10 protein-coding genes, 1 tRNA gene and 2 pseudogenes are annotated in these 12873 nt (G+C 70.7%); 4 read left to right on the top strand and 9 right to left on the bottom strand.

The genetic code is table 11. The features are described from left to right. Positions 1 to 108: 108 nt before the first annotated feature. The gene (locus tag OHT74_RS39190) at positions 109 to 393 is read right to left on the bottom strand and encodes a hypothetical protein (RefSeq protein ID WP_266671737.1); all 285 of its coding nucleotides are present in this window, start codon (positions 391 to 393) and stop codon (positions 109 to 111) included. A gap of 180 nt (positions 394 to 573) precedes the next feature. Between OHT74_RS39190 and OHT74_RS39185 the strand changes: the two genes are divergently transcribed. Next, the gene (locus OHT74_RS39185) at positions 574 to 3270 is read left to right on the top strand and encodes a tetratricopeptide repeat protein (RefSeq protein WP_328623003.1); all 2697 of its coding nucleotides are present in this window, start codon (positions 574 to 576) and stop codon (positions 3268 to 3270) included. Positions 3271 to 3391: 121 nt separating this feature from the next. On the opposite strand, the gene OHT74_RS39180 is transcribed toward OHT74_RS39185, so the two are convergent. The 3 genes from OHT74_RS39180 to OHT74_RS39175 are packed head-to-tail and all read right to left on the bottom strand — an operon-like array spanning position 3392 to position 6598. After that, the gene (locus OHT74_RS39180) at positions 3392 to 3826 is read right to left on the bottom strand and encodes an NUDIX domain-containing protein (protein ID WP_422070988.1); all 435 of its coding nucleotides are present in this window, start codon (positions 3824 to 3826) and stop codon (positions 3392 to 3394) included. Further along, entirely contained in the window at positions 3708 to 4229 is a 522-nt protein-coding gene (locus tag OHT74_RS42295) for a DUF6545 domain-containing protein (protein ID WP_422070983.1), read from the bottom strand. The genes OHT74_RS39180 and OHT74_RS42295 overlap by 119 nt, the downstream gene beginning before the upstream one ends. Before the next feature lie 35 nt (positions 4230 to 4264). Then, complete coding sequence (locus OHT74_RS39175) at positions 4265 to 6598, bottom strand: Orn/Lys/Arg decarboxylase N-terminal domain-containing protein (RefSeq protein WP_328623001.1); 2334 nt, start codon at positions 6596 to 6598, stop codon at positions 4265 to 4267. A 393-nt stretch (positions 6599 to 6991) separates the two neighbouring features. On the opposite strand from OHT74_RS39175, the gene OHT74_RS39170 reads away from it, so the two are divergent. Further along, positions 6992 to 7065: transfer RNA gene (locus OHT74_RS39170), tRNA-Met, on the top strand. 109 nt (positions 7066 to 7174) lie between these two features. Here the strand turns inward: OHT74_RS39170 and OHT74_RS39165 are convergent. The 3 genes and pseudogenes from OHT74_RS39165 to OHT74_RS39155 form a co-directional block, all read right to left on the bottom strand. Continuing rightward, positions 7175 to 7705: pseudogene (locus OHT74_RS39165) on the bottom strand (GNAT family N-acetyltransferase); the annotation flags it as partial. A 25-nt stretch (positions 7706 to 7730) separates the two neighbouring features. Then, positions 7731 to 8057, bottom strand: a pseudogene (locus OHT74_RS39160) (GNAT family N-acetyltransferase); the annotation flags it as partial. Positions 8058 to 8230: 173 nt separating this feature from the next. Continuing rightward, entirely contained in the window at positions 8231 to 8410 is a 180-nt protein-coding gene (locus OHT74_RS39155) for a CsbD family protein (RefSeq protein ID WP_266671727.1), read from the bottom strand. A 301-nt stretch (positions 8411 to 8711) separates the two neighbouring features. Between OHT74_RS39155 and OHT74_RS39150 the strand changes: the two genes are divergently transcribed. Then, entirely contained in the window at positions 8712 to 11141 is a 2430-nt protein-coding gene (locus OHT74_RS39150; RefSeq protein WP_328623000.1) for a SpoIIE family protein phosphatase, read from the top strand. A gap of 172 nt (positions 11142 to 11313) precedes the next feature. Next, the gene (locus tag OHT74_RS39145) at positions 11314 to 11676 is read left to right on the top strand and encodes an STAS domain-containing protein (RefSeq protein ID WP_266671723.1); all 363 of its coding nucleotides are present in this window, start codon (positions 11314 to 11316) and stop codon (positions 11674 to 11676) included. A gap of 24 nt (positions 11677 to 11700) precedes the next feature. Here the strand turns inward: OHT74_RS39145 and OHT74_RS39140 are convergent, their stop codons facing one another. Together OHT74_RS39140 and OHT74_RS39135 are read right to left on the bottom strand one after the other, a co-directional pair. Continuing rightward, entirely contained in the window at positions 11701 to 12186 is a 486-nt protein-coding gene (locus OHT74_RS39140; protein WP_328622999.1) for a DUF6328 family protein, read from the bottom strand. A gap of 195 nt (positions 12187 to 12381) precedes the next feature. After that, the gene (locus tag OHT74_RS39135; protein WP_266671719.1) at positions 12382 to 12756 is read right to left on the bottom strand and encodes a PRC-barrel domain containing protein; all 375 of its coding nucleotides are present in this window, start codon (positions 12754 to 12756) and stop codon (positions 12382 to 12384) included. Positions 12757 to 12873: the final 117 nt, after the last annotated feature.

Below are 12873 nucleotides of genomic sequence, written 5' to 3'. Positions count from 1 at the left end.
TCACCGACTGTTTGATCCCTTTCGGGACGGTCCGGCGGTGCGCTTCTGCTGTATCGCCGCTTGGACGGCTCACCTCGGCGACATACCAGGATGCGGCACGAGCCGGTGTCAGGGGACGAAGATGCTGCGGTTGCCGTTCGGGTGGTAGGTCTCGCCCGGGTGGATCCGCCAGTCGACCTGACCCGTGCAGTCGTAGCCGGACCAGACTTCGATGACCGAGTCGGTGTAGTTGGAGACCACGGGTGGGACGAAGTCGCCCAGCGGGAAGCAGCCGCTGGGCGAGTGGTGGGCCGCGCCGTCGATGATCAGCATGCCGTGGGCCGCGCTCGCGGAACTCGGCACGGCGAGGACCAGTGCCGATGCCGCCACGCAGGCTGCAAGTACCGTCTTCATGCGACGTAAGGTATGCGAGCGAGTACGCCGAGTCACGCAGGGCCCCGACCGTGGCCAGGAGTTCCATGAGGGGCTCCTTAGTCGCGCGCGTGGGCCGGCTGTCTCGATTCATTCCCTCCGCAGCTCACGGGCGGCTGATTCATGCCATCATCCGCTCCACATTGACTCCGGGGGGACAGGGTGTCGGTCCAGGCGCAGACCCGTCGCAAGCGGCTCCTGCTCGGGAGCGCCACGGCGCTCGCGGCCGTCGGGGGCATGACCGGGGACCTGATCTTCACCGAGCTGAAGGACGAGTGGGCGCTCGGCGCCTTCGGGGGCGCCGCCGCGGTCGTGGCCGGCCTGACCGCGTTCCTGTACCGCCACTCGGCGGACGACCTGGCCGTATCGGTACGGGCCGGGCTGGAAGAGCCCCACCAACTCCCCCCGGAAAAATTACTGGTGGGGCGGGAAGCGCTCAGCAGCAGCCTCATCGAGCGGCTCCGGGACGTGCCGGCCCCGACGAGCGGCACACTGCCCGCGAACCCGTCCGCCGGGCAGTGTGCCGTGACCGTCGTCCACGGCGCGGCCGGCACGGGGAAGACGGCCCTAGCCCTGCACGCGGCGCACCGCGTCAAGGAGCACTACCCCGACGGCCAGTTGTACGTCGACCTGAGAGGCGGCACCGCCACGCCGCGCGACAGCAGGGAGGTCCTGGAGCGATTCCTCCGCAACCTGGGGACGGCTCAGGAGGACATCCCCCGCAGCGTCGACGACCGCGCCACCCGCTTCCGCAGCCTCACGAACGCCATGCGCCTGCTGATCGTGCTCGACAACGCGCACAGCACGGAACAGATCCAGCCGCTTCTGCCCGTGGGGGCCGGCTGCTCGGCACTCGTGACGAGCAGGAGGAACCTGTCGGCGGGAAACATCACCAGGCGCCACCCGCTGAAGGTGGAACTCCCCGCCGAGGACCAGGCGTTGGAGATCCTCAGCGCCTACGCGGGCCGGGAACGCGTCGCCGCGGAACCCGCCGCGGCCCTGGACATCGTGCAGTTCTGCGACCGGCTTCCGCTGGCGCTGCGCATCGTCGGAGGGAAGATCGGCACACGGGAGGACCTGACGCTTCGACGGATGCGAGCGCGACTCGTGGACGAACAGGCGCGGCTGCAGGAGCTGGTCTTCGAGGACGACAGCCTCCACGCATGTCTCTCCCTCATCCACCGGGACCTGCCGGACAGCGCACGGCAGGCGTTCGGGCTCATGTCCTCCCTGCCCGTGGGCAGGCTGACCGACTGGCACGTCGGGCGGAGCCTGCCGAGTCCGGCGATGGCGGGAGGGGTTTGCGACGAACTCGTCGGCGTAGGGCTGATGGAGGCCCGCAGGAGCCCCGACGACGCCGAGCCCTCCTACGGCCTCCACGACCTGGTGCGCGTCTTCGCCCGTGAGCAGTACAAAAGCCTGCCCCCGGATGAGCGCCGCAGTGCGGAGCAGCGGCTGGTCGGCGCCTACCGGGAAGCGGTCGTCTACCTGGCGGCGGGCCGGGCTCCGGAACTCGGCACCGGAGCACCCGACGAGCGGCCGGGAGACCTGGAGCGCGAGACGGCCGGATCCTGGGTGGCGGCGGAGAGCGAACGCATCCAGTGGGCGATCACCCGCGCCCGTCGCCTGGGCATGGAGCCGGAGGGAGCGGAGATCGCCGAGGGCCTGACGTACTTCCTCGACGATGTGAACCTGACCCAGGACTCCGCCCGGTGGCTCTTCGACCAGGGTGCCGAGCAGCGGACCAGGGTGGTCCGGAGCCTGCGTCGCGGCCGCGCGCTGGTCGCCCTGGGGAACCAGCTGCCCGACGCGGCCCTGGAGCTGTTCCTGCCGGGCGGATCCCCGGATCCCGTCGTCACGTTGACGGCACGAGACCGGATGGTCGTCGCGCGCGCCCACGCGGCCAAGAGCGACTATCCGGCAGCCCTGGACCACATGACCAGGGCCGTGGGGGAACTGCGCGCGGAGAACGACCTGTGGCACGTCCAGGCGTCTCTGGAGAAGCTGGGCGAGTTCCAGCGGTGGCGCGGACAGCCCGAGAAGGCGGAGGAGAGCCAGCGGGAGGCACTGCGGCTGGCAGAGGGGTTCGGGGACAGGCGGGCACAGGCGCGCCTTCGGCGCACCCTGGCCGAGACGCTCGGATACCTGCGCAGGCCCGAGGAAGCCGCGCCGCTCCTGGAACAGGCGATCCGCGACTTCGGCGTCCTGAACGACAGGGTCTGGGAAGCCCGGAGCCAGTACGCGCTGGGCAAGATCTACCGGCTGCTCGCCCGCCGCCAGGACGCGCTGGAGGCGTACGAACAGGCCGAGGACATCCTGGGCCCCATGGGCGAGCGGCAGTGGATCGGCCGCATCGACAACGCGCGGATCCGCGTGTACGCCGGCATGGAACGGTTCGACGACGCCTGGTCCTCGGCGCAGGCGGCCCTCGGCTTGTTCCGGCAGCTCGGGGACGATATGTGGTACGCCCACACCCAGCGGGACGTCGGCCTGCTGCACCTGAGGCAGGGCCGCCCGGACGAGGCACTGGCACCCCTCACCGAGGCGATCGAGGTGACCCGGCGGGCCGGTGACGCGTACGCGGAGGCCATGGCCAGGCACCTGCGAGGTGTCGCCCATCGCGAACTGGGGCAGCCGGCCCGAGCGCGCAGCGACCTGGAGGCGGCACTGGCCATCTACCAGGGTGGGGCGTACGACTGGAACCGGGCGGTGGTCCTCCACGACCTGATCCGGGCACTGCGCGCCGACGGCGCGTCCGATGAGGCCGACCGCATGGAGTCTTCGGCGATCGCGACCAACCCGGCTTTCGTCCGGATGCCCGGCCGGGACGGTGCCCGGGCCATCCCGGACGAGGACTGACTGCCGCGGCCCCCGCCAGAACCGGCCCGGGCTCGTCGCCACGGCCAGATGCGTGCGTGTGCGATGTCCGCATTGAGGGATACCGCCCGCCCTGCGGCCTGACAGTGCGTGGAGCGCGCGCCTACAGGGCGAGTTCGAGGTAGGCGGCGCGCTTGTTCTCACGTGCCGCGAGAGCCTCGCGCCATATGGCGAGTGCGAAGGGCGGAATCATGCTGGGAGATATGTCTTCGGGCCGACAGAAACGGATCTCACCGATCTCCGATTCCTGGAGAGTGATGGCCTGCTGCTGCTCCGGGCTCAGCTGGGGACCGTCGAATACGTAGAAGACATGCGAGCCTTCCGCCCTGGTCACCCAAGCGATCACGAGGAGATCGCCGATCTCGAGGTCCAGACCGATTTCCTCACGGACCTCACGGCGCGCTGCCGCGGTGGGAAGCTCACCCTCCTCCAAGTGGCCGCCGGGCAGGTTCCACCGCTCCTTGTAGACCGGGTTGACGATGAGCACCCTGCCCCGCTCGTCCCTGACGATGGCAGCGGCGGATGCAGTGGCCCTCACGCGGCCGACGGGTGTGGTCATGAATGACTCCTGTAATGGCGGGAATGGCAAAATCGGGTCGCCGAGCGGACGTGTGGGAATCCTCCGGCACTGACCGCGCGATCGCGGGATCTGCTCGCGTGTACGCAGCGCAGACGTGGAGCAGCCACAACACCTCCTCGGCGAAGAAGTCCTCTCCAGCAGGGGGAAACCCTGCCGGTACGCCCGGCTCGCGGACCTGAGCCCGCGTGTTCAGGCATGCAGCCATGATCCAGTACGCCTGCGCGGCGGCCTCACGTCCTGGCCCGGGCCCGTACGCCCGCGGCGCGGGTCGACCCCGGCGTGTCGGGATGCTCGGGAGGCCTGCGCGTCCCCCTAGGGCACGTGTCGCCGAAGCCCAGTGCCTCCCCCTCTCCCGCGGCACGGGTGAGGGGGAGGTCTGCCGGCGGGTCCTGCCCGTCAGGCGTCAGGCCTCAGGCGTACGCACTCGATCCGGTAGTCGCCGTTCTCCGGGTCGATCGTGACCCCGTGGGCCTCGCTGTGGAAGCCGGGGAAGGCGCGGTCGAAGGCCTCCAGCGCGCCCAGGTAGCGCAGCAGCGGACCGTCGGGGGCGCCGACGGACTCCCCGGGCATCAGCACCGGGATACCCGGCGGCGTCACCGTGACCATCGCGGCCGCGACCCGCCCCGCGGCCTCGGCCAGCCGCAGGCGCTGCGTACCGCCCCGGATCAGCTGCTGGTAGCAACGCCGGGGCGGCGCGACGGGTTCCGGCAGCTGCTGGAAGGCCGTGTCGAGCGCAGTGATCAGATCGGCGCGGGTGAGGTGTTCATGCATCTCCTGGCACAGCCGGCCCAGGGTGGTGCCGGCGTACCGGCGCGGGAACTGCTCGACCAGACCCGGCAGGACCCGGTCGAGCGGCGCGTCCGCGTCGTACAGGGCCTTGAAGTCCATGAGGGCGTCCATCAGGGTGCCCCACTTGCCCTTGGTGATGCCCATGGAGAAGAGGACGAGCGTGGTGTAGCTGTCGGTCTTCTCCACGACGATGCCGCGGCCCGCCAGGTACGCGGTGAGGATCCGTGCGGGGATCCCCCAGGGCGAGGTCTCGCCGGTGGCCGTCACGCCGGGACAGGTCAGGGTCACCTTGACCGGGTCCAGCATGCAGTAGCCCTCGCTGAGGCCGGCGAACCCGTGCCAGTCGGCGCCGGGTTCGAGGTGCCAGCAGCCTGCCTCGCGGCTCAGCAGCGCCGGCGGGGCGTCGGCGAACGGGATGCGCTCGCCGGTGGCCGGGTCGGTGACGCTGTCGGGCTGCCACACGCCGAAGAACCAGCCGGGCCGGTCGCCCGCGGCGGCGATCCGGCGGCCGGTACGGACGACGGCCTGGCGGAAGCGGATCGCTTCGGTGATCGCCTCGTCGATCAGCCACTGGCCCTGCGCGCCGTCCATCATGGCGGTGGCCACGTCCAGGGAGGCGATCGCCGGATAGAGCGCCGAGGTGGTGCCGTGCATCATGAACGCCTCGTTGAACCGTTCGTGTTCGACGGGGGCGCGGGGAGCCGACTTGACGTGGACCATGGCGCACTGCGAGAGCGCGGCCAGCAGTTTGTGGGTGGACTGCGTGGAGAAGACGGTGGGTCGCTCGGGCCCCTCGAACGTGTCGGGGCCCACGGCCATTCCGTAGCGCCCGGCGTACAAGGGGTGGAAGCGCGCGTAGGCGAACCACGCCTCGTCGAAATGCAGGCGGGGGGTGCTGGGGGCGAAGGCCCGGGCCGCCGCGACGGTGTCGTAGCACAGGCCGTCGTACGTGGAGTTGGTGAGGACCGCGTACTGGGCTTCGGGCGACACCGCGCCCGCTGCGAGGGGGTTGCCCGCGATCCGGGCGGCGACCGCCGCCGCGTCGGTCTCGGCCGGGGGCAGCGGGCCGGCCAGGCCGTAGCCGTTGCGCGTGGGTACGAGGTAGACGGGGCGGGCACCGGAGATCACCAGGCCGTGCAGCACGGACTTGTGGCAGTTGCGGTCCACCAGCGCGATCTCGTCGGAGGTCACGCTGTAGTGCCCCACCATGCGGTCGGCCGTGGAGTCGCCGTGCAGGACGAAGTACGTACGGTCGGCGCCGAAGACGCGGGCGGCGTTGCGCTCCGCCTCACCAATCGGGCCGCTGTGCTCGAAGAGCGATCCCAGCTCGCCGACCGAGATCGACAGGTCGCTGCGGAAGAGACGCTCGCCGTAGTAGTCGAAGAAGGCGCGTCCCGCCGGGGACTTCAGGAACGCGACGCCGCCCGCGTGCGCGGGGGTGTGCCAGGAGTACTCGTGTGCGTCGTCGAAACGGCGCAGGGCCTTGAAGAACGGCGGCAGGACGTCCGTATGGTACGCGCGGGCGGCCGTGGTCACACGGCCGGCGATGAAGGCGGGCGTGTCCTCGAGGGGCCAGATGTAGCCGACCACCGCCTCGGAGACCCACAGGGGCAGGCGTTCGAGGTCCTGGTCGGACTCGTCGGCCATGAGGAGGAAGACGGGCAGGTCCTTGAAGCGGCGTGCGATGTCACGCAGTACGTCGGCGCCACCACCCTCCTCGGTGGCCCCGCGCCGACCGCGCGGAAGGTCCCATGCGACGACGGCGGCCGCGAGTCCCGCCTCCGTGTAGAGGGTGGCACGGGCGTCACCGGCGCTGGCGGCCCACCGCGTCTCCAGCCCCTTGTTCTCGATCTCCTTGGCGATCCTTCGCAGTTGCTCGGAACTCGCGCCGCCGCCCAAAGGGTCCTCCCGCAGGGCCAGCAGGACCGTGCCGTTCGCCATGACGTCCGCCTTCGTTTGATGGAGGTGGGGGTGGCGTCGTGGTGCCGCCGTGCAGACGGACCGCCAACCTGCGGCACAGTCTTCCGGCGGCCGCGGAAGATCGGCGATCTTCGACAACTGCTTCACTCGCACGAAGCACGGTGGGGCACGAAATTGCGAAGAACTACGAAATTCGCCCGTCATGGTGTTGCTCGCGCGATCGGACGAGGTGGAGCTGCTCGGCCCGTCCCCGGTGCCGGGGCAGGGAAGCCGTGCCGTGATCGCCCCGCGGCGGCCCTCGACCTGCGGCGGCGGCCGCTGCTGCCGGGGGCGCCAGAACACCCGGCCTGGCAGCTCCCCGAGAGATAACCGGTCGAACACGGCCGGGGGGTGCCGTAGAGTGGAGTTCACCGACGCGGGGTGGAGCAGCTCGGTAGCTCGCTGGGCTCATAACCCAGAGGTCGCAGGTTCAAATCCTGTCCCCGCTACTGCTCAGAAGGGCCCGGATCCTGAAATGGATCCGGGCCCTTCTGCCATGTGGGTCACGGGGCCGTCGGGCCCCTGATGCCGACTTCGGCCCCGGTCTTGCCAGATTGGCGCCGCGTAGCACCGGAGGCCCACCCTCTGCTCCGGGCTCCACTGCTGTTCGACCGTGGCCAGCAGTTCCCAGCCGAGCCGCTCGTACAAGGCTGCCGCCGCAGCATCGGATGCCACCACGTCGAGCACCGGATGCACACCGCGATCCCGTGCCTCTGCGACAGCCTGCGCCATCAGCAGTGCGCCGATCCCACGGCCGCGGGCCGACGGGGCGACGAACAGCCGGCTGACCACAGCGGTCGCATCGTGACCCACCCCTGCGCGAGCGCTCCACAGCCCGGGCGCCACGTCTCCCGCGTCACTCCGGGACAGGCCGACATGACCGGCAATGCGGCCGTTCAGTTCCGCCACCCACGAAACAATGAGCGCCGGCGGCGTGAGCCATGCGTGTGGGGCGTCAGGCCAGTTCACCGGATAGCCGTCGCGCTCATGGACCTCTGCCAACACCCGCACACAGTCACCGAGATCGCGATCAGTACGATATCGGACACTTCGGGACGCACTTTCGCCTGCCACGCTGTCGCTCTTCACCGCGGCATGGAAGCACAGCCCCGCGTCACGGCAACGGGCGTGTGAGCCATACCACTTCACCGCTGTCTTCCGTGGAAACGTGATCCCGCTCGAACCCGAGCTTCTCAAGGACACGGAACGACGGTGTGTTCCACGCGCCGACGGTCGCCCAGAGCCGTTTCCGCCCGGTCGCAACAGCGGCATCGAGCACCGCGCCGCCCGCCTCGGTGGCGTAACCGTGCCCGTGTGCGCGCTGGAACAGCTCGTACGCGATTTCAGGCTCCTCTACGGTGGTGCGGCCGATGATCAACCCGCAATAGCCGATGAAGTCGCCTTCGTCGCGCCGCTGGATGGGGAGGAAGGCGATCCCCGAGAGATGGCCTAACCGCCGCTCGGCGGCGACCCGTCCCGGTCGGTCCCCAACTCCCTCTCCAGACGCTTCCGGGCCGCTCTGAGCTACTGGCCGAGGTCCACGAGGTCGGGGAACTCGTCGAGGGCACCCTCTGCGTGGATCGCAAGCCGTACGAGCGCGGGGCGGGCGGCAGGTCAAGACCTGCCCGTGGCCTTCTTCGCCTTGTCCGAAGCCTTCGACGTCATCTCCTCGGCCTTGCCGCTCATCCGCTCGGCCGCCCCCTCCGCCTGCATGCCCTTGTCGTCCATGGCGCTGCCGGCGGTCTCCTTGATCTTGCCCTTGACCTGCTTGCCCTTTGCCTTTGCCTTGCTCACGGGGTTCTTCCTTTCCTCGAGGGGATACCGCCCGCCCACCCTGCTTCCGTGGCAGGCGTCCCGCAATCCGTGCCGGAACGCCCGACATCAGGCGCCTGGCGGTCCGGGATGCCGTGCCGAACCCCGTGCAGACGGCGCCGAGGCCGGCCTGCCTGCGGCCGGTGACCCGGGTCAGGGCGCCGCGTTGCACACCCGTACGGGCTCGTCCACCCGGGTGCTGCGAGGCCTGGCGGTTCCTCTGCGTACGCGGCGTCGGGGGCCGTGCCCGCCGCGCCGTGCACGGCCGTGCCATGCTCGAGGCATGAAGGGCGACGCCGCGGGTGAGGGCGCCGCACCCGAGGTGCTGGCGCTCGCCAAGGTGGTGGCCAGGCTGCGATCGGAAATCGTGGACCTGGAAGGCGTCGCCGCGACCACGGCCGTCGTCGAACGGGCCAAGGGCGTGCTGATGGCCCGGGCGGGGGTGTCCGCCGACACGGCCTACGAGATGCTCCTCGGCCGTGCCGGTGAGCGGGGCCGCACCCTGTTGGAGGAGTGCTGGATCGTCCTGGGGCGGATGCACTCGCAGCCGCCGCCCGGGCACGCACCCTCCGACTCGCCCACAGCCCCCGCGGCCGTCGTAGCGGGGAACGAGTCGGCCGCGCGGGCCTCCGGCGCCCCACGCCACCTCGTGGGCGGCGCCGCGCTGCGCCCGCTCCTGGCCCGCCTCGCCGACGGCCTGGCGACGGCCCGCGGGGGTGACGACGTCGCGGAGCTGCTGCGGACCGTGCTCGGCGGGAACGCCGGCGTGGATGCGGTCATGATCTACTCTCTGGCCCCCGCCGGGAGCCTGGAGCTGACCGGTCGCGCCGGCATCGACGAGGAGCTCGCCGAGCAGTGGCACCACATCCCCCCGCTCAGCGGCGTCGCCGCCTACGAGGCCATCGCCGGGCGCCGGGCCCTGTGGCTGGAAGAACCGGCCGAGGACGCCCGCCGCTACCTGCTCATCGCGGAGCCGCCGGACCGGTGGTCCTCGCGCGCCTGGCTCCCCGTACCCACCGACGGGCCCCCGACGGCCGCCATCGGCTTCCTGCGCACGAAGCCGGGCCCCTTCGCGGCCGACACCCGAGCGCTGCTGCGGCGGGCCGCCCGGTTGTGCGCGGGCCCACTGGGGGTGGCGGACCGGCCCCGCGACGCCGACGCCGAGGGGACACCGGGCGCCATCGAGGTGGCGTCCGTCCAGCGCACGCTGGACGCGCTGGCCGGACCCGCGATCCTGCTCACCCCGCTGCGCTCGGAGGCGGGCCAGGTGGAGGACTACCGCATCGACGCGGCGGCGCCCGAGTCGGTGGACGTGGCGGGGCGGCGCGGCAAGGAACTCGTGGGCCGCCGGATCCTGGAGACGTACCCGACCATAGCGGGCACCTCGCTGTGGGACGGCTACCTGGAGACCCTCACCACGGGAACCAGGTACGAGGGAGAGCCCTTCACCTATGAAGAGGTGATCGCCGGCGTCCCGCAGCGGTCCGTCTACTCGGTCCGGGCGTCCCGGCTGGGAGACCGCCTGGTCGTGTCATGGATCCGCCACGACACCGGCGAGCGCGAGGCTCGGCGGCTCGCCGACATGCAGCGGCTGGGCAACCTCGGCTGGGCGGGCTGGAGCCTGACGACGGACACCATCACCTGGTCCGATCAGGTCTACGCCATCTTCGACCGCGATCCCCTGGACGGGCCGATGACACTGGAGGAGCTGCCACAGCACCTCTTGCCCGACGACGTTCCAAGACTGGGCACGGCCGTCGAGCGGCTGCTGAGCGAGGGGGAGGCCGTCGACCAGCCGTTCCGTATCGCCACCGAGCACGGCGTGCGGCACCTGCGGATCGTCGCCGAGGCCCAGACGGATGCCGACGGCACCCCGGTCGAGGTGCACGGTTTCTTCCAGGACCTCAGCGCGCAGCGCGGCGCCGAACTCGCGCTGCTCGAGAGCGAGCGCGCCGTCCTCCTCCAGCGCGGCATGCTCCAGGCCGAACGGGCGCTCGCCGCACGTCTCCAGGAGACCCTGCTGCCGATTCCCGAGCAGTCCCTGGAACTGGCCGGCCTGTGCATCGACGTCGCCTACGTACCCGCAGACCGGGGAGTCAACGTCGGCGGCGACTGGTACAGCGCCATCGAACTACCGGATGAAAGTGCCCTGTTCGTCGTCGGGGACGTGGCCGGCCATGGTCTGCCTGCCGTCGGCACCATGGCCCAGCTGCGGTTCACCACGAAAGGCATGACGATCACGGGCTCGCCCCTGCCCGACGTCCTGCGCCGGCTCAACACGCTTCTGCTCCATACCGCTTCGGATCCGTCCGGCGGCGCCAGCGCCACCATGGTCATGGCCCGGTACCAGCCCTGGGACCGGCGCCTGATCTGGGTACGGGCGGGTCACCTGCCCCCCTTGCTGGTCCGCGGCGACCGGGCGAGCTTCCTCGAGCAGCCTCCGGGCACGCTCCTCGGCGCCACCTTCGACACCTCCTACGAACAGGCCGTCATCGACCTGATGCCCGGCGACCACCTGCTGCTCTACACCGACGGACTCGTGGAGGAACCGGGCGAGGACCTCGATGTCGGACTGGACCGGCTCGCCGCGACCACCCTGCGGCTCCTGCGGGAAGGACGGGGCGAGACCCTCGCCCGTACGCTCGCCGCGCTGTGCCCGGGCAACCGCGACGACATCTGCGTCCTGGACGTCCACGTCCCGGATGACCCGTGATCCGCCGCACCGGGCGTGGTCGCGGCCTTGCATCGCCTGCACCCGCGTGTCCCCCGTCGCTTGGGCGGCAGGCAGCGGGGTAGGCGCAATACGCCCCGAAAACCCGGACGGGAGACGCCATGACAACCTCAGCGGTTCATCTGAGCGGCCACGCAGAGAGGGTGTGCACGTGATGTCCACGGCGAGCGGAGAGCGTTTCACCGTCGAGGCGCAGTCCCTCCCCGGGGCCACGGTTCTGGTCATGGCGGGGGAACTCGACCACGACACCGCCGAGCCCCTGCGGCAGGCACTCGACGCGACGTGGCAGGACGGCGCGAGGCTGCTGGTCGACCTGAGCCGGCTGGATTTCTGTGACTCCACGGGATTGAACGTGCTGTTGCACGGCCGACTCGTGATCCGGCAAGCCGGCGGCAGCCTCGAACTGGTCGGGTTGCACCCGCCGGTCGCACGCATGTTCCACATCACGGGTGCGGACCGGCTGTTCCGGGTCCACACCGATATGGAAGCCGCGCTGGCACACCCCCGGCCCACGTAGCGCAGGAGCAGCCGGAACCGGCGGTCAGTTCTCCGCGGTGTACCGGATCCGCGCCCACAGGGGCAGCGCGAACCAGCACAGCAGGTACCAGGCCAGCACGCCTCCCACGAGCCACGGCACGAGGGCGTTGTGGGTCGCGACGCGCAGCACCAGGCAGAGGGCTGCGGTGCAGGTGGCCAGCAGCAGGACCAGGCCCGTGAAGGTCAGGCGTGCGGCCCACGCGACCGCCTCGGGCTTGATCCGCCGGCCCGAGACGATGCGGTGGAAGGCGACCGGCCCGATGAGCGCACCCGTCGCGAGCGCTCCCAGCACCACGGTCACGATGTAGATCGTCTTGTCGGTCTGCGCAAGCCCGTGGAAGGTGGGGGTGAAAACGACCGTGAGCAGGAATCCGAAGAGGATCTGCACTCCGGTCTGGGCGACGCGGATCTCCTGGATGAGCTCCTGCCACTGCCGGTCCGCCCGTTCCTCCGCGGTCTCGTCCCGGCCGGCCCCGCGGGCATCCGCCATGACGCCTCCCTGCAAACGTCCCCTCCGGCTGCGCCTACCCCGCGGCCGCCGCCTCATGCTCCGATGCGCGCGGGCCGTCACGCGCGTCATGCCCCGCCTCGGCCGGACCGCCTCGGAGGCCCCGCTCAGCCTTCTCGGCACGGCAGTGCTGGTGGGCCCGGACTCGGGGAGTCCGGGCCCACCGGCCGCAGGCGGTCAGGCGAGCGGGGCGCCGAAGGGGCCTCCGGCGCCTGTGCCGTAGTAGGTTCCCAGTTCCTCTCGGTACCGGGCGTCACCGAGGTGCTCGTCCCGGTGAAACTCGGGGGCGTCCTTGATCTGGCCCTTGGTCCGGTCGATGAATACCTTCCGCTCCTCCGGGTCGATGCTGACGACGGTGCTCGCCGGCATCAGGACCTCCTTGCCGAAGATCCAGACCCCGGTGTCCACGACCAGATAGGCGTCACCGACCTCGTCGGAGTGCTTGTCCACCTTGCCGATGCCGCCGTCGGTCGCCTCGACCTTGTAGCCGGTCAGATCGGTACCGGCCAGGTGGCCCGAGGTCGACTTGTAACTCCACACATGCTCAGTCACGCGAAAACAACTCCTCCGGTAAACAGGTGAACAGAGGACTGCAAGGAAATTCCGTGCTGCCGCCCTCCCCTTTCTCCGTTCGTCGTGCCGGGCGGTTTTCGCTCTCCGCCTGGACTT

The organism is Streptomyces sp. NBC_00354, assembly GCF_036106915.1.
In the GTDB taxonomy this organism is placed as follows: Bacteria; Actinomycetota; Actinomycetes; order Streptomycetales; family Streptomycetaceae; genus Streptomyces.
The sequence above is the reverse complement of the archived record's forward strand: the minus strand, read 5'-3'. Positions and strand labels throughout refer to the sequence as shown.

Coding starts and splice junctions, on each gene's coding strand:
- OHT74_RS39145 (WP_266671723.1), top strand. CDS start 11,314: ATGTCCACGGCGAGCGGAGAGCGTTTCACCGTCGAGGCGCAGTCCCTC.
- OHT74_RS39140 (WP_328622999.1), bottom strand. CDS start 12,186: ATGGCGGATGCCCGCGGGGCCGGCCGGGACGAGACCGCGGAGGAACGG.
- OHT74_RS39175 (WP_328623001.1), bottom strand. CDS start 6,598: ATGGCGAACGGCACGGTCCTGCTGGCCCTGCGGGAGGACCCTTTGGGC.
- OHT74_RS39150 (WP_328623000.1), top strand. CDS start 8,712: ATGAAGGGCGACGCCGCGGGTGAGGGCGCCGCACCCGAGGTGCTGGCG.
- OHT74_RS39190 (WP_266671737.1), bottom strand. CDS start 393: ATGAAGACGGTACTTGCAGCCTGCGTGGCGGCATCGGCACTGGTCCTC.